Origin of the sequence: Chitinophaga filiformis (assembly GCF_900102545.1) — a bacterium.
Taxonomy (GTDB): Bacteria; Bacteroidota; Bacteroidia; order Chitinophagales; family Chitinophagaceae; genus Chitinophaga; species Chitinophaga filiformis.
In genome coordinates this window covers 681,685-701,377 of record NZ_FNBN01000002.1, presented here as the reverse complement: position 1 = coordinate 701,377, position 19,693 = coordinate 681,685, and the positions used below count along the sequence as shown (strand labels likewise).

The 19,693-nt window shown below is 42.8% G+C and carries 10 protein-coding genes; 8 read left to right on the top strand and 2 right to left on the bottom strand.

Annotated elements, in window-relative coordinates; translation table 11 throughout:
* Positions 1-14: 14 nt before the first annotated feature.
* Together BLR32_RS09320 and BLR32_RS09315 are read right to left on the bottom strand one after the other, a co-directional pair.
* Positions 15-590, bottom strand: coding sequence for a GNAT family N-acetyltransferase (locus tag BLR32_RS09320; protein ID WP_089830923.1), 576 nt, complete (start codon positions 588-590; stop codon positions 15-17).
* Positions 591-671: 81 nt separating this feature from the next.
* A complete protein-coding gene (locus tag BLR32_RS09315; RefSeq protein ID WP_245705386.1) occupies positions 672-1,376 on the bottom strand; it encodes a DUF92 domain-containing protein in 705 nt (234 codons plus the stop codon).
* A 539-nt stretch (positions 1,377-1,915) separates the two neighbouring features.
* Between BLR32_RS09315 and BLR32_RS09310 the strand changes: the two genes are divergently transcribed.
* From BLR32_RS09310 to BLR32_RS09275, 8 genes are all read left to right on the top strand, one after another.
* A complete protein-coding gene (locus BLR32_RS09310) occupies positions 1,916-5,239 on the top strand; it encodes a right-handed parallel beta-helix repeat-containing protein (protein WP_176842219.1) in 3,324 nt (1,107 codons plus the stop codon).
* Between the two features lie 102 nt (positions 5,240-5,341).
* Entirely contained in the window at positions 5,342-5,803 is a 462-nt protein-coding gene (locus BLR32_RS09305; RefSeq protein ID WP_089830918.1) for an SRPBCC family protein, read from the top strand.
* Positions 5,804-5,949: 146 nt separating this feature from the next.
* Positions 5,950-8,328: an ABC transporter permease gene (locus BLR32_RS09300; RefSeq protein WP_089830916.1), complete on the top strand. Its 2,379-nt coding sequence runs from the start codon at positions 5,950-5,952 to the stop codon at positions 8,326-8,328.
* A 26-nt stretch (positions 8,329-8,354) separates the two neighbouring features.
* Positions 8,355-8,939, top strand: coding sequence for a hypothetical protein (locus BLR32_RS09295; RefSeq protein ID WP_089830914.1), 585 nt, complete (start codon positions 8,355-8,357; stop codon positions 8,937-8,939).
* A gap of 388 nt (positions 8,940-9,327) precedes the next feature.
* Entirely contained in the window at positions 9,328-10,728 is a 1,401-nt protein-coding gene (locus BLR32_RS09290) for a hypothetical protein (protein WP_089830912.1), read from the top strand.
* Positions 10,729-10,739: 11 nt separating this feature from the next.
* A complete protein-coding gene (locus BLR32_RS33995) occupies positions 10,740-11,468 on the top strand; it encodes a hypothetical protein (protein WP_176842218.1) in 729 nt (242 codons plus the stop codon).
* A gap of 370 nt (positions 11,469-11,838) precedes the next feature.
* Positions 11,839-15,237 carry an RHS repeat domain-containing protein gene (locus tag BLR32_RS09280; protein WP_176842217.1) on the top strand — a complete coding sequence of 1,133 codons (3,399 nt, stop codon included), beginning with the start codon at positions 11,839-11,841 and terminating at the stop codon, positions 15,235-15,237.
* A 10-nt stretch (positions 15,238-15,247) separates the two neighbouring features.
* Positions 15,248-19,693 (top strand): DUF6443 domain-containing protein, encoded by a 4,446-nt coding sequence (locus BLR32_RS09275; RefSeq protein ID WP_089830907.1) that lies wholly within the window; start codon positions 15,248-15,250, stop codon positions 19,691-19,693.

The window sequence follows — 19,693 nt, the reverse complement described above, 5'->3', positions numbered from 1 at the left end:
GCTGGTAATTTACGTCATGCCTCTCCGTCCGATCGCAACAAAGAGAACATCAGCATATCATAGTGTTTGTCGTCCCAGTAATGCCACTGCCTGAGGGTACCTTCCTGTTTGAAGCCTATCTTGTTCAGCACTTCTATGGAAGGGTCGTTGCCTTCCATCACTTCTGCTTCTATACGGTTGATATCCAGGGCAAAAAAGCCGAAACTGATGACTGCATACAGGGCTTCTGCAATAACGTCTTTGTTCCAGTATGAAAACTGCAGATCGTACCCGATATTGGCGCGGTGCTTTTTGGTGAAGTGATTGAATCCTACCGTACCAATGATACCGTTATCGTCATTCAGCTGGATGCCCCATCTGATGGCAGTTTTTGATTTGAAGCGTTCACGGAAGTAATCGATCAGACGCTGGCAGTCGTTTTCGTCTTCCGGAGGTAAGAGGTTATAGTACCGGCTCACCTGTTTGTCGCATAGTATTTTAAACAGGTCATGGGCATGTTGCTCGGTGATCTGGACAAGTTCCAGGTGTGGGGTACGTATGTTGGGGAACTTATCAAATACCGTGGTTTTGTGATCAGTTTGCGTAGACATGATAATGGCTGTTTGGTGTAATGATGCTTGCTCATAATGAATTTAATAAAAAAAAAGGATAAAATGAACTCAAATCCCTTCTTATGAAAGCAATACAAGCAAATACCATACGCCGGCAAAAAGTGCGGCGAACAATGTATTGAGGAAGTTCACCACATCATTCCCGATATATTTACTGCGTTCCAGTGTTGCGCCGAGTATAGAATCAACGAGATTTCCCAGTACACCTGCCAGTAGAACAATAATCCCCATTTTATCAAAGCAGGCATACAGCAGTGCCATTAGTCCGGCGCCAGCTGCGCCGATCAGTGTTCCTTCCAGGCTGACAACGCCATCAAGGCCTTTGGGTTCTCTTTTGAAAGTCCAGATATTGTAGAAGTTACGGCCATAGACCATGCCCAGTTCAGACGACAATGTATCTGCCAGTGCAGATGCAAGGCTGGCGGCCATCATTAGTTCGTATAGATTTATCCGTGAGTGATCGAGGCAGGCAATGAACGACACAATCCCTGCTACGCCGCCGTTGGCAAAGACCTGGCTGGCCTTGCGACTTTCAGGATGTGTACCTTCAGGTGTGATCTTAGCTTTCAGATCCTTCCGGTGGGAAGTTGCCCATACGCCCAGCATAAAAAACAGCAGTAGTGAAAGTATGCCCACCCAACCAGTACCCAGTAAGGTAATAGCGCCGGTTACACCTGCCAGCAGGGCCGCTGGAATAGTCAGTTTTTTTGTCCTGATACAGAGGAACATAATGCCGCTCAGTATCAGCAGGATGAGAAGCTGCATGCCTCCGGGAGGGAATAATACCATAGATGCGTAAAACTAATAAATATTTGATGTACACTCCCGCTCAGCTGCCTGATCTGCTGAAAGAATTTTCGTAAAGAATGATATATTATTTTTGAACTCTCCTGTTTTTTATGAACTTTGTTACTATGAATAACTAACTGGTTTGGAATCGATTCCATCGTACTTGTCGTAGCATTGCAGCCAATTTAGACTTTCACGATTCTTATTTATACCATTTATTTTCCTTCCCTAAAAACAATACTCCAATGGAATACTCAACAGCTTGAGTGGGCCTTTCGTAGGTAACCCCACTATATGAACATGTAGCATGATTGTTCTCCTTTGCGAACAGAAACGGATGCCAATAGTCTGGATGACATCGTATTGCTTACTTCCTAAAGCATATAACCATGAGACAACATCTGAATGAGAAGTATTTATCTCTTAGAAACCCCATTTGTGTAACACAACAAAATTGCTCCTATGGTGCTTTGATACAAATCTTCTTACTGTTTTTATTATTGATGCCGGTCAGTATGATGGCACAATCTACCAAGACCTTTACGGTAAATATGACCGGCGATGAAAGTGATCCTAATGCGAATGATATCGGGGATGATGGGAAATGTGACGTGGACCCTATTACAATGGGTGACCAATGTACCTTTCGTGCCGCTATACAAAATCAGAATGGTAACCGTAACCTGGGACAGAACCGGATCACTTTTGCCATTCCTAATGCACCGGGTACGGGTAGTATCGTTATAAAAATAGGTAGCACAGGGCTTGGTGCGTTACCGCCTATTCTTGGATCAGTGGCGATAGATGCTGTTAACAATGACGGCAGGCGTATTGAGCTGGACGGTAGTATGGCAGGAGGTGGTGCAATAGGTTTGCGTCTACTGGGCGGCGGCTGTGAGATCTCATTTTTTGTCATCAACAGTTTCTCTTCTCACGGTATGTTCATTTCGGGTACGCCACCTCCGGGCGAAGGCGGGCACCGTATACAGAACAATTATATCGGTACCGATTTTACAGGTACTGTTGCCAAAGGCAATGGTGGAGATGGGATATTCATTGATAATACGCCCGGTTCTATCATTGGAGGTACGGGTATTGCAAGAAATATCATATCGGGAAATGAAGGCCGTGGTATTAATATCCAGGGACTGGATTCCTCGCAGTTTGGCACCAATGGTGCGTCGAATAATCTTGCTATAGGTAATCTCATCGGACTGGATATATCGGGTGAAAATGCTTTACCGAATAAGGGCGATGCGGTTGTTTTAAATAATGCACCCAATAATACCATCGGTGGTGCGGCCCCAAACGAAGGGAACAAAATGGCCGGTACTACCAGCACGAACGGTGTAACCGTAACCGGTAGTTTTACAGAAGGGATTAAGATACTGGGTAATTTTATAGGAGAAAATAAGACAGGCGCCAAATTCAAAGTGGGTATTGCTGCCAGTGCTAAACCTATTACTATTGAAGGGAATGTTATTACAGATATTGTGGGTGTTGGTATTGATCTGTTTGTGAAGGGCGACGGTAGTTATAATATCCGTAAGAATAGTATTAATGGCAATATGACTATTGGTAGTAAGCTGCGGTTTGGTGAAGGAAGGAATGTACAAATGATGTACCAGAATAATCTTCATACGGGTAATGGGATGGCGTTGGATGTAGTAGAGTCGGTCAGTGGAAAGATCGACTGGATTTTTGCCGGCGATACTTTGAAACTGGGACAGGCAGGGGCTAACTTTATATTTCATGCAGCGGGTAACAAAGATTTCAGCAATGGCGTATACCAGGGGAATGCGGGGGTGGCTTTTAACTATGTTGCAGACCTTGCCCCTGGTGTGCAAATGGCCCTGAGGGCGAAAGCAGATGCTTATACAGGCAATGCCGGCGGGGCAAGAACGGGAAAGGTGGTATTGAAAGCAGGAACAGAATTCAGCTATGCGCTGTTAGGTTCTTCAGCTGTCAATAATGGTAAGGACGGAGACCGGCTGGATCTATTTGCAGATGCGAATGTGATTGCTACCCTCACAGCTATGGAGAACAGGTTTGCATTCAATGGTGGCGGTGGGTTGCGCTGGATCAGTGATGGGAAAAATCTTGTTACTGTCCGCGCTTTCATAGAGAAAGATATTTTTGAGAAGAATGTTTTGGGAGGGCTGGAAGTTACCAGTTTTCTCACGGAAAAAAGTATACTTGATAACACTGTCATCGATAACGGAGGACCAGGTATCCTGATAAATGGTACTACAATAGCACACCTGGAGGGCAATACCATCTCGGGTAATGGCATCGGCATACTGGTGAATGATGCCGCAACAGCCAGCATTAACAACAATACTATTACTGCCAATGGTAAGGGGATTGCTTTCGGAGGAACCGGGACTGGTAGTCCGTTAATAGCGAATACAATTTTTAAGAATACCGGTCTGGGTATTGACCTGGGCAATGACGGACCTACTGCCAATGATGCTGGTGATGCAGATGCAGGACCGAATAATCTGCAAAACTTCCCTGTATTGACGGCAGTGAGCAGTAATGGTGGAAACACCAGTATACAAGGTACGCTGAATAGTACACCTAATACCACTTTCAGACTGGATTTCTTCTCCAATGATGCTTGTAATCCTACGGGATTTGGCGAGGGACAGGCTTTCCTGGATTCATTTAAAGTAACTACAGATGCCAGTGGTAATGCTGCGTTTAATGCAATATTGACTGGTATAACATTGCCGGCAGGCGCTGTTGTAACCAGTACTGCGACTGATCGCAATCACAATACCAGTGAGTTCAGCGCTTGTCTGCAAAATGGTAATGTAGAAACTGCAGATCTTGAATTGACTAAGAAGGCTGACAAGGCGCAGTATACTGTTGGCGATCCGGTAATATACACGCTTCTGTTGACCAACAAGGGAACAGCCAATGCGCCGGATGTCGTTGTAACAGATCTGCTGCCGGCTGGTATTATGTTTAAGCAGGCTACTGCGACTGTTGGTACATATGATAATACGACAGGTAAGTGGCAGGTAGCGTTGCTGAATAGCGGTCAGCAGGCTACGCTGACTATCACAGGTACTGCTAATGTAGCCGGAACGATTACCAATACTGCTGAAGTGACGGCCAGCAAACTACCTGATCCGGATTCATCTCCTGGTAATGGCATCAGCACGGAAGATGATCAAAGCAGTGTTTCTGTACAGGTAATCCAGCAGCAGCCGGATGTCGCGCAACAGTATAGGGCACTTATGCAACAGATCACTGCCCTGGTGAACGCAGGAAGGCTTACACCGCGGGAAGGCAGGATACTGAACGGCATTGTGGCTATTTCACTGGCACTGGAAAACAGGGGACAGATCCAGCCTGCGATCTTCGTACTCAGGGTGTTCATTGTGTTGGTAAGGAATGCTACGCAGAGAACGCGTCTGACAAATGTTGACAGGAACGCTCTTATTAATGCTGCGCAAAAGATCATTAATGAGCTTAGGGCAATGCCGTTGCGTCAGTCATCAGCAACAAGCGATAGTGGTATTGAGGAATGGAAGGATCTGGAAAGCCGTGCCCGTAAGGAATTGATGGGCGAAGCCTTTATCAGGACTTATCCTAATCCGTTCAACAGTTATACTGTCATTACATTTGATGTGGCTAATGAAAGCAGGGTACAGCTGAATGTTTACGATGTCAATGGCAGAATGATTGCCACTTTGATGGATAAGGTGATGCAGCCAGGTGTACAGACTATTACCTGGCAGACACCGGACCTGCCTGCAGGTGTTTATCTGCTGCAGTTGAGAGCGAATGATGCTGTAACAACGTATAAGGTATTACATGTGAGGGAATAGATAGTCGGGGCTGTCTAAATCCACCTGTCAGAATGTCTAAACAGTACAGCCAATGTTGTATAAATAGGGGGTAAATTTGGTTTAACATTAAAACACGCAAGTATGAATAATCAGGATTTCACGGCTACTATTCTGGTGGATCAGACAGCCCGGCAGGCTTTTGATGCTATCAATAACGTTCGCGGATGGTGGTCTGAGAATATAGATGGAAGCACAGATACACTCAATGGTGAATTTGTATACAGCTTTAAGGATGTTCACCGCTGCCGTATAAAGGTTATTGAGCTTATTCCCGCACAGAAAGTAGTGTGGCATGTGTTGGACAACTATTTCAGTTTTACGGAGGATAAGAGTGAATGGAACGATACAAGGATCATCTTCGAGATTGCGGAAAAGGGTGGTAAAACGGAGATACGCTTTACGCATCAGGGATTGGTACCTGCGTATGAGTGTTACAAGATTTGTAACGATGCATGGACATCATACATACAGCAAAGTCTGAAAAACCTGATTGCGACAGGAAAGGGAGCACCCAATCCGAAGGAAGTAGAAACGGAAGCATAAATAGATCCATCACAATGTTCGTAAATGAACGCCAGTTACTTTATAACTGGACATATGATCCGATTTTTTATGTATAGTTGACTGAGGCGTTGTTTTATATTGTGCGGCATATTATTTTCATACCGCACAATATAAAACGACGCTTCATGTTAAGAAACTATCTGAAAATGGCCTGGAGAAGCTTTGTGTTGAACAAAGCTTTTTCTGTTATTAATATAGTGGGACTGACGATTGGTCTGGCGTGTAGTCTGATGATACTTCTATGGGTATGGGATGAACTCAGCATAGATAATTTTCATAAGAATGGCGACCGCTTGTATGTAGTGTATGAAAGACAGACTATCAGTGGCAAAGTATATGCAGGGTATAATACACCTGGTTTATTGGCTGCTGAACTGAAGCGTACGATCCCTGAAATAGAATATGCTTCTGCTTTTGCCTGGATTAAAGATACTCCGGACCGGCTTGTTTTTAGGGCTGGAGATAAAATGTTGAAGTTTGATGGTTATTATGCCGACTCGGATTATTTCCGGATGATGAGTTATCCTTTGCTGAAAGGATCTCCTGCCACGGCATTGAATGGTCCGGGTACATTGTGTATTTCCAATAAAATGGCGATCGCTTTCTTTGGTAGTGCGGCAGCTGCTTTAGGTAAAACAATCAGGTATGATAACAGGAAGGAAATGACTGTGACTGGGGTATTTGATGATCTGCAGGGAAATGTTTCCGCGAAATTTGATTTTCTGATCAACTGGTCAGATTTCCTGGATGATAACAAGTGGGCAAAGGATTGGGGGAATACGGGGCCTAATACCATTGTTATGTTACGTAAGGACGCTAACCTGGAACGTGTTGAAGCGAAGGTCAGGAAGGCGCTGGAAAAGTATAGTGCTCCCGGTTATCGCCTGGAACTGGGCATGCAGCGCTTTGGCGACAGTTACCTGCATGCTAACTTCAGCGATGAAGACGGTTATATATCCGGTGGGCGTATAGAATACGTGAGATTATTCATCATATTGGCAGTTTTTATCCTGTTGATTGCCTGCATCAATTTTATGAACCTGACAACCGCACGTTCTGTTAAAAGAGGGAAAGAGATAGGCGTACGTAAGGTATCAGGGGCATTACGTTCTTCACTGATAACACAGTTCCTGAGTGAGGCAATGATACTGACGGGTGTATCTGTTGTACTGGCCTTGCTGATTGTGATCCTCGCGCTGCCTTATTTCAATGTGGTAACAGGCAAGCAGGTGGTATTTCCTTTTGCGAATATTTATTTCTGGATAGGTCTTATTGGTTTGACTGTTATTACAGGTCTTGCTGCCGGCAGTTATCCTGCACTCTTTTTATCCTCGTTTAAGCCTATCAGTGTTTTAAAGGGAACGCTGAAGTTCAGCGGGAATGCGACGTTGTTCCGCAGAGGACTGGTCGTTTTCCAGTTTGTGCTTTCGGTTATCGTCATTATAGGAACGATCATCGTTTCAAAACAGGTGAATTATATACAGCATATCAATCTTGGTTATGACAGGGAAAACCTGGTATATATTCCTGTGGAAGGTAATTTGCTTAGCAAGTACAACGTATTTAAGCAGGCGGCATTAAATGCTCCGGGTATAAAGATGGTGTCGAGAATAGGAGAATCGCCGACTTCCGTAACAAGTGGTACTACTGGTGTGCAATGGGCGGGAAAGCAGCCGGATAATTCACCGGTATTTACCAATACGCCTGTCGGATACGATTTTGTAAAAACGATGAATCTAAAACTGGTAGCGGGACGCGATCATTCCAAAGATTTTGCGACTGATTCAGCAGGATATCTTATCAATGAATCGGCGTTGAAGATAATAGGATACAAAGATCCGGTGGGCAAGCCGTTAACCTTTTGGGGAAAGAAGGGCACGATCATAGGTGTGTTAAAAGACTTCCATTTTGCCTCGCTGCATGATCCTATTCGACCGCTGATACTCCGGTTCGGGGAAAATGAGGACTGGGGGAATATTCTTGTCCGTACAGAGGCGGGCAAAACGAAAACGGCGATGGCTAGTCTTGAGAGGATTTGTAAAGAGTTGAACCCCAATGTTCCTTTTACTTGCTACTTTGCTGATGAGGAGTATCAGAAATTGTATGTGAGCGAGGGGATTGTGGGTAAATTATCCGGGTGGTTTTCGTTTTTGTGCATCTTTGTATCTTGTCTTGGTTTGTTGGGGTTGGCGATGTTTACTGCGGAGCAACGTGTAAAGGAAATAGGTATACGCAAAGTGTTGGGTGCGAGTCTTGCTTCTTTGTTTACGTTATTGTCGAAAGAGTTTATCTTGCTTATTTTTATAGCGTTGGTAATTGCATCACCACTGGCATGGATGATAATGGATAAGTGGCTGCAGCATTTTGCTTATAAGATAGATATTGAGTGGTGGATGTTTGCGCTTGCGGGGTTGTTGGTGGTTCTGGTGGGTATTTTGACGGTGAGTTATCAGGGAATTAAGGCGGTGTTGGTGAATCCGGTGGAGAGTTTGAGAGCGGAGTAACTTTTCAATAACGATCAGAAATAAGAATGAAATTACAAATCAATTGGCTGTTTGCGGTTTTCATTACTGGCGTGATGTTGGTAAATAACGGGTGTCATAGCGTAGCTGTTGAAAGGCAGGCGGCGAATTTGGAATCCGGAAAGGATACGTTGAAAAAAGAAACAGTAGTGGCGGGAACTCACGAAGAGGACTTTGAGCCGCAGGAACTGGAGGATATTTATAATGAGTATACACGGTATGATGATACGCTGAGTGTCGATACTTCTTATAGTTTTAAAGGAAAGCAAATAAGGGTTAAATTCAGGCATTACTGTCTATATGATAGCTCTTTAGCTATTCCCGATGTTTACACGAAGATATACGGTATTAAAGATTTTGTATCTAATACCTATCAATCGAAGCTGGAAGTCAGTGTAGATGATAATGAGATGATTGATACTATCATAACGAGGGATATTTTTTATTCGGACAATTTACCGGCGTTGAAAAATTATGGCGTATTGCGTTCAGGGTCGGTTAATTTTAATGAAGATTCTTTCGAGGTAAGATATAGTTTGTCAATCCCACTTACGGATATTGGTGAAGCTGTGGTATTCAAGGTGCATTTGTGAGATGGATTATTTTTAGTTTATTCGTAATTATTAGATATGGCTATTTTGATTTCTTCAAAGCTTTTTGTTCCTGACAGCGGACGAAAGGAATGCCCGGAATCGTTAAGGACCAGTAATTAGAGGAAAGTGGACATTTGCCTACGCATATACGATGCGTGGGCATTGTTTTTCTTTGTAACGAGATCATTTCAATGATGTTAACAATTTGTTATACCACGAATGTGTTACGCAATTTATCATGTTGTTTTCTGATCTTTGGTGCCGTTGAAATTTGATGTTGCCCAAAATTTATTTTCACAATCTATACTTTGTTCGAGCATATTCAGAATTCTCAATTAGATCTTAGCCTATAAATATGAATACTTGGATTGTTATAAGTCTTCTTATAATGAATCTGCATGATCCTGTTGGCTCCAATCGTACTGATACGACTGTCGCAGTCCGGGATAGCAGTTCTATGAAAGCACCAGCATTACCTGCGAAATATTTATCCCAGGTAAAGCAAAAATCAATGCATGTGGAGCAGCAGGTAAACAGGCGTGCTGACAAGGCATTGAGTCGTTTACTCAGGCAGGAGAAAAAAATGAAGGCCCGCTTGTGGAAGGTCGATTCTGTAGCTGCAGGTAATATTTTCTCAAAATCAATAGACAGTATGGGGAGCCTGAAGGCTGGGCTCAAAAATAAGGTGACAGGCAAACTGCCTTTAGGGAACAGTTATCTGGATTCATTGGGTAATTCATTAAAGTTCCTGGAGGGGAAGAGTGAACTGTTGGGGGCATCCAAAGGGAAACTGGCTGGTGTTACCGGGAATATTGAATCCCTGCAGGGTAAATTGCAACAGGCGGAGCAGATCAAGGCGTATATCCGTGAGCATAAAAAGCAGCTAAAGGAGCAGTTATCCCAATATGCCGGCTTTACTAAAGATCTTCAGAAGATTAATAAGGAGGCTTATTACTACGGTCAGCAGATCAATGAGTACAAATCCGTATTGAAAGATAAAAAGAAAGCAGAGGCCAAGGCAATGGAGCTGCTGAAGAAAATGCCTGCTTATAATGATTTTCTCCGCAAAAACTCGCAGTTAGCCAGTTTGTTCAACCTTGGAGCCGCCGGGAATAATACTGCCCAGAGCCTGGAAGGATTGCAGACGCGTACGCAGGTGGAGCAGATGATACAGCAAAGACTGGGAAATGACCCGGGTGCGAGACAGGCGGTGAGTCAGCAGATGGATCAGGCGAGGTCGCAGTTGAATGAGCTGAAGAATAAGTTCCCGGATCTGGACAATGCAGGTGACATGCCGGACTTTAAGCCGAATCCTATGAAGACGAAGAGTTTCCTTCAGCGATTAGAGTTTGGAGGGAATATTCAGTTCCAGAAGTCCAACCGATATTTTCCTACTACGTCAGATATAGCTGGTCAGGTCGGGTATAAGTTCCATAAGAATGGAACGGCGGGTATTGGCGCGTCTTATAAACTCGGTATGGGAACGGGCTGGAATAATATAGCCATTAGTCATCAGGGAGTGGGGTTACGGTCTTTCGTTGACTGGAAGCTGAAAGGGACGTTTTTCGTGAACGGCGGATTTGAGCAGAACTATGTGTCGACTATTGCTCATGCGGATCAGTTAAAGGATTGGAAGGGCTGGCAGGGAAGTGCGTTGCTGGGGATTAGCAAGAAGTATAAGGTGAGTGCTAAGATGAAGGGGAATATTATGGTGTTATATGATTTTCTGGCGAAGAGGAATATGCCGTCAACGAGTCCGATAAAATTAAGAATAGGATATAATTTTTAAATAAAATAAAGATGAAATTTTTTGTATTAACTGGTTTATGCGCTTTTACTGCTGTTGTTTCACATGGTCAGACATTACAAGATGTAACGAATGCTGGTAATTATACAACAAAAAATGTTTGGATTGGAATGGCGCCGGATGCCTCAGTAACGGAGAATGGCTTGAATTTATCCGGAAAACTGAAATTAATAAGCTACAGCACCGCTTATACAACTGGTACAGATGCAAATCAGCCGACAATATACAGAAGTGGTACAAGAGCTGGAACATATCCTTTTGATAACTATGACAACCTGATATTCCAGACAGGAGTACAAAACAGGGATATTCTGTTTGTTACGGGAGCTACGCCAAGTCCTAAGATGGTGGTAACCGGAGCGGGTAATGTCGGTATCGGAACACTGACTACAGGAACGAGTAAACTGGCGGTGGAAGGAACGATAGCCGCGAGGAGGATTAAGGTTACGCAGTCAGCAACATGGCCGGATTTTGTGTTTGAACCGGAGTATAAGTTGCCGTCTTTGGCAGAGTTGGAGGCGTATATTAAGGCGAATAAGCATCTGCCTGATGTGCCGTCGGCGGTTGAAGTGGCAAAGGATGGGCAGGATGTAGGTGAGATGAACAGGATTTTGTTGCAGAAGATTGAGGAGTTAACGTTGCATTTGATAGAGCAGGAGAAGAAAATAGCTGCGCAGCAGGAGCAGATTAATGAATTGATTGGGAAACGGAATAAAAAATAATTCTGTAGTAATGCAAATTAAAGCACCTGCAAGAAGTTAAGTTTTATTTATTATATACTGATATAGTTGTTTGAAAAGGAGAAGCTGCCCGCGTATTACCTAAAATCAATGAGTATGCAAATCTAAACCTGCCAACTCTACCCAAATGATCTCCTTGCTGAAGAGGATCAATTTACGCATGCCCGGCGTGCCAATTTAAAAGTAATTAAAGTATAAAATATAAATGTTGGTACATAAGCATTTGTCAAAATTGTGTGTGTTACACATTTTTCTATTTTTCGTTTGTTTAGAAACCCAGGCTCAAACGAACGCAAATTATATAAAGAGTCTTAATAGTCTATTGCCTGTATCTCCCAATGCAAATTCAATAATGAAATATGGGGATGTTCCTGTTACGCTCAGTAATGGTCTGCCTGGCATAAGTGTTCCGATTTATACAGTCGAGGAAAATGGAATGCAGGTACCTATATCTTTATCATATCATGCTGGAGGAATAAAAGTTGATGAACCAGCCAGCTGGACTGGACTGGGATGGTCTTTATCAGCGGGAGGGGCTATTACGCGTGAGGTCCGGGGGCTTCCGGACGACAATGAGGCAGAAATTGGATTTTTCTCTTTCGTTCAGACAAATGATTATTATTTGAATCATGCCACTTCTAAAGTTCGTGATAGTGTATTTAAGGAGGCCAGTCAAGGTCGGCTGGATCTGGAACCAGATATTTTTTATTTTAACGCGCCGGGCATTGGAGGCAAATTTGCTTTTGATCAGGAAACCAGAACATTTACGTCTTTGCCTCAGCAGCCAGTAAAAATCTCCCGTGATGCAACGTTTAACACGTGGAAGATTCTCGCCCCCGATGGTACAAGTTATTATTTTGAAAATAAAGAGACAACGACAAGCACAACTAAATGTGACGTGGAGGTTAATAATTTTAATAGTGTGATTTCTGCGTGGTATCTTTCAAAGATCGTAAATGCTAATCAGACTGATTCCATCATGTTTGATTACAGCTATGTAGCATATGATTACTATTCTGCAGGTTCCAGCACTACTTATACAGTGTTGACTGGTGACAGAACACTTGACCGGCCCAATCTTAATTGTTTCTCTCATAATTATTTTTCGGGATATTCCAGGCTTTCTGGTATAAGGACCAGAAAGTACATAATTGAGTTTATCAAGGCCGGTATTGGAAGAGAAGATATAAAGGATGATTATGCATTGAACAGAATTAATGTTAAGTCGGTAACAGGGCAACTTATTAAGTCATACACCTTGAACTACGATTATTACAATAGCTTAACATGTAGCAGCCAAGTGCCAGATCCCGCCAGAAATCAAAAACGTTTAAGGCTGTTATCTGTTGACGAAAGAGGAAAGAATGATGCCGAAAGTCCTTTGAGTTATAAATTCACTTATGACAGTCAAACTCTCCCTTGCCGGCTATCTTATTCGCAGGACTTATGGGGCTATCCAAATGGTGCCAGTAATACAAATCCGAATACATTAGTACCTAAGGAAACGTTTATTGGAACCAGGCCTGATGGATCCGTTGTGACTATGACAATTCCTGGAGCGGACAGGTCTCCAAGTGAGGATAAAATGAAATCTGGTATTCTCACAAAAATTGAATATCCTACGGGGGGAACTACCTCTTTTGAATTTGAGGCTAATAAGATAGGATACGCTGCCAGCAAATACATTCCGCCTAAAATTAAATATAAGTCGCAAATACTTTCCGATATCCGTTATAACAACGAATATCTGGACTATTCATACGAAATGCAATTTGTTATAAACGAACCACCCTCCAGTTTGAATGGTTATACGCTGACCGGAGGTGTGTTCGCCAGTGCAATTGTAGAGCCAATGTGTGATGCCGCTAACCCTACGGCTTGTGGCGATTATATTTTAATGGGACCTAAGACGGTAACATTTACCAATACTTTTGATAACGTTTATCTGCCTAATGGAACGTATACATTGCGGGCAATGGTATCTCGTATAAATGATACTGAACCGGAGTCTGGGTTCAGATATTTTTCCTGTTCTGTTACTTATCCTGTACTCGATAGTTCGCAGTCTAACGGTTTTTTGGGCAACTATGTAGCTGGGGGATTACGAATAAAGCGAATTATCAATTCGGATTCTGTTAAGCCACAGACAAATAATATCAGAGAATTTAGATATCATAATCCCGTAAATGACTCGTCATACGGTCGCCTCCTTAATATTCCGGTTTTTAACCATTACGAGACGGTCGATGTGACAGAGACTCTTCCGCAAGGTGGTGGTTGGGCCTTCAAAGTAAATTATCTTGTACGCGCAGGAAATTCGATGGTTCCCTTTGTTACTACCCAGGGAGGATATGTTTTTTATCCCAAAGTCACGGAGTATATTTTAGGAACTGCCGGTAATCAGCGGACAGATTATCAATTTAGTTTTGTACCAGCAGAGATAGATGAAAATTATCCATTTACCCCTTCGTATGATCCCGACTGGCAGCGTGGAAATAATGAAATGACGACAGTTTACAGGCTTCAGGACACCATATATTCTCCGCAGCAGGTAACGGCTACAAATTTTAATTATTATCCCGTGTCGTCATCAAATCAGCCTTTTTACAAGGACCTGTTGGCAATTTTAACAGGTAATAAGAACTTTTATGTTATTAAGGATGCTAATGACGAATTTAATACTGGAATGCTCGAACCTGAGCTCGTGCCTATAGTTAGCCAGTATATGGTGCCAACCGGAAGATTTTATAAGCAGTCTGATACAACAATGACAATAGATCCCATGGTTAATAAATTAACGCTGGTTAATTCATATAAATATGGAGATACAGGTCAGCAACTAATTGAGCAAAAATCTACAGATAGCAAAGGGCAGGTGAGGACGACAAAATATTCATATCCTACTGATGGCGAATTGTCTACATCCCATATATCCTCAACGGTTCAAAATAAAATGATTTCTGAGAATAGATTAACTACACCCTTGGTAAGCAGTATTAGTGTTAATACTGCTGAATTGAAAAAGGAGTTGTTATTTTATAATTATCAGGGGAAAATACTTGCATTAGACAGTTTACAATCTTCGTTTTATTCGGCGGTGCCAGCATTGGATATGGCAATTCTACAATATGACACTTATGGCAATCCTATAACTATTAAACAACGGGATGGGCTTTTCAGGAAATACATTTGGGCTAAGGACCGTGGCATAGTACAGGCTAGCTGTATATCCCCTGTCAATGCAAACGTTGTATTTACCTCATTTGAATATCCGGGCGAATTATCATGGAATGAGGCCTCACGTACCTCAAGTAAGTCCTTCACTGGAAAAATGGCTTATCAGCTTTCAGGTGCGAGTATATCGATTACTGGATTAGATGCGGCGTCGAGGTACTTTATCTATATCTGGATAGAAAATGGTGCCAGCTGTACTGTTGATGGGGTGAGTCTCAATTATAGTGGAAGAAGCTTTAATGGATGGAGGCTTATGAGCGGTACACTAACATCAAAAAGTCAGTGTGTAATCAGTGGATCCGGGTTGGTAGATCATTTAACGATTGTTCCGGAAAAATCTGTTTTCGAAGGAAATGTGTATGACGACGCTTACCATATCACAAGTAAAACGGACAATCGCGCATTAATTTATTTTTATGAGTATGATAGCATGGGCCGTCTTAAAGTAATCAGAGACCAGGAAGGAAATATCCTGAAACAAGTCGATTACCAGTATCAGGCTCCTCTCACTAAATAACAGAGTACCTATGAATCTTATAAAATATGCAATATATACAGGAGCATTAGCAGTAACCTCATTTATTGCTGATAGAGCCTTTGGCCAAAGTAATAAACCGGGTGGAACGCGCAGCACGGCAACGGCGGTAACAGTTCCGGCAGCGTACAATGTTACTTCGATTAACTATGTCAGAACGTGGGAGCCAGATAAGCCTTTGACGGATACAGCAGCAGTTACATCGCCTAGCAGGTTGGTAAGGGAAGTGAAACAGACTACTCAGTATCTTGATGGTCTTGGCCGGCCAATACAAACGGTTTCCAAGGGACTTAGTAGCGGTGGGAAGGATTTGGTGGCGCCGGTGGTATATGATGCTTATGGGCGAGAACAGTACAAGTATCTTCCCTATGTACAGCAGTCAGGGAATCTGAACGATGGGAGGTTTAAGACAGATCCTTTTAATTCCCAGAAGGCATTCTATCAAAATGGAGTTCTTAATCCGGGAGTTACTGGCGAGAATATTTACTACAGTCTGGAAGCGTTTGAACAATCGCCTCTTAACAGACCGCTTAAGAGTTACGCACCTGGCAATAGTTGGGCTAATAGGCCTGTAGAAATGCAATATATGGTCAATTCAGCATCTGATTCTGTTAGGTTGTGGAATGTGGGGGTGGGATTACCTACAAGTACCGGTAATTATGCCGTCGGACAGCTACAAAAGAATGTGACTATTGACGAACAAGGAAATCAGGTAGTTGAATATAAGGACAAGCAAGGCCTAGTAATATTAAAAAAGGTGCAGATTGTGAATGGCCCCGGAACTGCGCATATAGGCTGGCTATGTACTTATTATATATATGATGATTTGGGAAGTCTCCGCTTTGTGATACCCCCACTGGCTGTGGATGCGATAAAAGGTTCCTGGACAATAAGTACCGCCATAGCAGATGAGTTGTGCTTCCAGTATCAATACGATGCAAGGCAACGCCTGGTGGTGAAAAAGGTGCCCGGTGCCGGTAGGGTATTTATGGTGTATGATGTACGGGATAGGCTCGTATTTACACAAGACTCCGTTCAACGGACGAAATCGCCTATGGAATGGCTGGTGACTTTCTATGATGAGTTGAATCGTCCTGCTATGACGGCTATTTATAAGGGGACATCTACCAGGGAGGCTTTGCAGACGAGCATGAACGCTGCTCCGACGTCTCAATCTATTTCTTATGTGGCGCCTGCAACAGCGGATCTGAGTCTGTATACTCACGACGGAAGTCCTTTGTATACAGCTACTAACAGTATCACCATTCTAGAGGGATTTGACTCCAATACCGGGGGCGAAACTGAAGCGAAAGTTGATCCTGCTGCAGTGGGAGATACGACAATAATTACAGCAACGAATCCATTACCTAATATATCAGCATCTGCCTTAACACCATTGACCTATACATTTTACGATAACTATAACTATTCCGGTAAGCTGGCTTTTGTTGGTACCGATACTGGCAAATTATTGGCTGCGGATACGTTATACCCGGAGAAACTGCCCCTAAGTAATATGACTACGGGATTGGTGACGGGTACTAAGGTAAGAGTGCTGGGGACTAATACATGGTTGACGACAACTACTTATTACAATGACAAGGGGCGTGCTATTCAGGTGGTGAGTGAAAATAATCTGGGAGGGAAGGATGTTCTCTCGACGTTATACAATTTCAAAGGAGCTGTACTGGCGAGTTATCTTCGTCATCAGAATCCCCAAAGTGCTACTCTGCAAAGTACCTTGCTTACAAGTATGACCTATGATCAAGCTGGTCGACTACTTACAGTCAGGAAACGGTTAAATGATGATGTAAGCCAGGAGAGATTGATAGCATCAAACAATTACGATGAACTAGGGCAACTGCGGCTGAAACTTCTGGGAGTGAGTTCTTCCGGAAGTGTGTTGGATAGTTTGAACTATACTTATAATATCCGCGGTTGGTTGCAGGGTATTAATAGGAACTTTGTAAACAGCGGAACCAGCACATCAAACTGGTTTGGTCAGGAGTTGAGCTATGACTATGGATTTGATTCCAGCCAATATAATGGTAATATATCAGGTGTTAAATGGAAAACACGTGCAGATAGTACCTGGGCGTATGGTTACAACTACGATAAGGCAAATCGGTTAACAGGTGCGTACTTTACTCAGAAAAATGGAGGTAGCTGGGCGCAGGATAAAAAGGATTTTACGGTTAGTAATCTGACTTATGATGCTAATGGCAATATCAAATCCATGTGGCAGAAGGGAATGATCGGAACAAAAATTGACACAATAGATCGTTTAAACTATACTTATTTAGCTAATAGTAACAAGCTTGCGGCCGTTGCTGACCCGAATCCTGCTAAGACTGCGTCTGCGAAACTGGGAGACTTCATTGATGGTACCAATACCGGTAATGACTATTTCTATGATGGAAATGGTAACATGGTGGCTGATTCCAATAAGCATATCAGTTCAATTGGATACAATCATTTGAATCTTCCTTCGGTAATCACAATCGCAGGTAAAGGTACTATTACTTATCAGTATGATGCGGCTGGGAATAAGCTGAGCAAGACTGTAGTAGATAATACCAGCAGTCCTTCTAAGATAACTGTGACCGATTATGTAGGGGCATTTGTATATAAACAAGACAGCCTTGAGTTGATTAGTCATGAAGAGGGCCGTATCCGTCCTGTTTATAAGAGCGGGCAACCGGTGCAATATGCATATGATTATTTCGAGAAAGATCACCTAGGGAATGTAAGAACAGTTTTAACAGATCAGACAGATTTTACGATGTATGCTGCTACTATGGAAACAGAGGTAGCAGCTCAGGAAGTGGCATTGTTTAGTAATGTGGAAGAGACCCGCGCAGAGGTACCTTCTGGTTATCCTGCCGATCAGACTACTGAAAAGAATGAGTTTGCCGCGAAATTGAATGCTAAGGCGGGAGGTAAGAAGATTGGGCCGTCATTGGTGTTGCGAGTAATGGCGGGCGATACGGTTCAAATAAAAGCAAAGGCGTTTTATAAATCACAGGGGCCGAAAGATAATAACGAAAAAGCACCTGTGGAGGATATGGTAGCTGGACTAGTTCAGGCGTTCGGAGGTGCTGAAAGCAACAATGGATCACATGCGTCTGAAGTGGTTTCCAACAATACGCCTTTTAATGCAGACTTCTATAACAATAGTTATCAGCGTTTAAAGGAGAAGAATCAAGACAATGGGCAGTCAAATCGGCCGAAAGCATATTTAAACTTTGTTTTATTCGATGATGATTTTAAATTAGTGGAGGATAATAGTGGGGTGAGGCAGGTGAAAGAGAATCCGGATGAGCTGCAGGAATTGGGAGTGGAGAAGATGGCAGTGGAGAAGAGTGGTTTTTTGTATGTTTATACAAGTAATGAAAGCCAGCAGGATGTGTTCTTTGATAATGTTGCTTTGGTGGTGAATAGTGGACCATTGCTGGAAGAGACACATTATTATCCGTATGGGGTAACGATGGAGGGAATTTCTACTAATGCACTGAAAGGAACAAATTATATGGCGAATAGAGTTAAGTATAATGGGAAAGAACAACAAAGTAAAGAGTTTGGTGACGGGAGCGGATTAGATTTGTATGACTATGGGGCTAGGATGTACGATCATCAGATCGGGAGATGGCAGGTAGTAGATCCCTATGCGGACAAATATAGTTCACATAGTCCATATAAGTATGCTTTTGACAATCCGGTTTTAGTCTTAGATGCAGATGGGCGTGATAATGTAATTTATTTACAGGTACTAAATAGCGCCAATCTAACCTTTGAGCAAAAACAAGCAATTGTTAAAAAGGCTAATGAAACCTTTGCGAAAATGAATTTAAACACGCAGGTACGTCTCTTCGCTGGAAGCAAAATTGACATGAAAAAATTGGATGCGACTGACGCTGTAGCTGTTATTGGTTTAAGGAATGATGTGATAAAGACAGTTAAGCAATTGGACAAGCAATTCGGAGACGAATTAGAACAAGATAAAAAATGGGGTACAGGAGAAAAACCAGAGACTAGTGAAAATCCTTCTGTTGATCTCAATAATAATGTGATTGCAATTGAGTCAAAGGGCGTTGCCGACTTTGGTGAAACTATGAAAGCCAGTGATATGGAGGAGGCCGCCGCGATTTCTATTGTTCACGGAGCTGGGCATAATGCGGGTCTCAACCATGGCGGAGATGTCTACAGAGTGGCCGCAATGGAGTATATTCCAATCCCGGAAAATAGCATTATGACAGGGGCAGGCGATTTGTACCATAAAATTCGGCTTAGCGGAAGTCCCACGAGAAGTTTTAAGAAGCTGCAGGATTTTGCCAATAGCCCTGATAATAAGCAGGGTATTATTCATCAGAAATATATCGACAGATTTGGACAGAGGACCCCTTCACCCAAATTGCCAGTATTTGCTTTACCAAAGTAA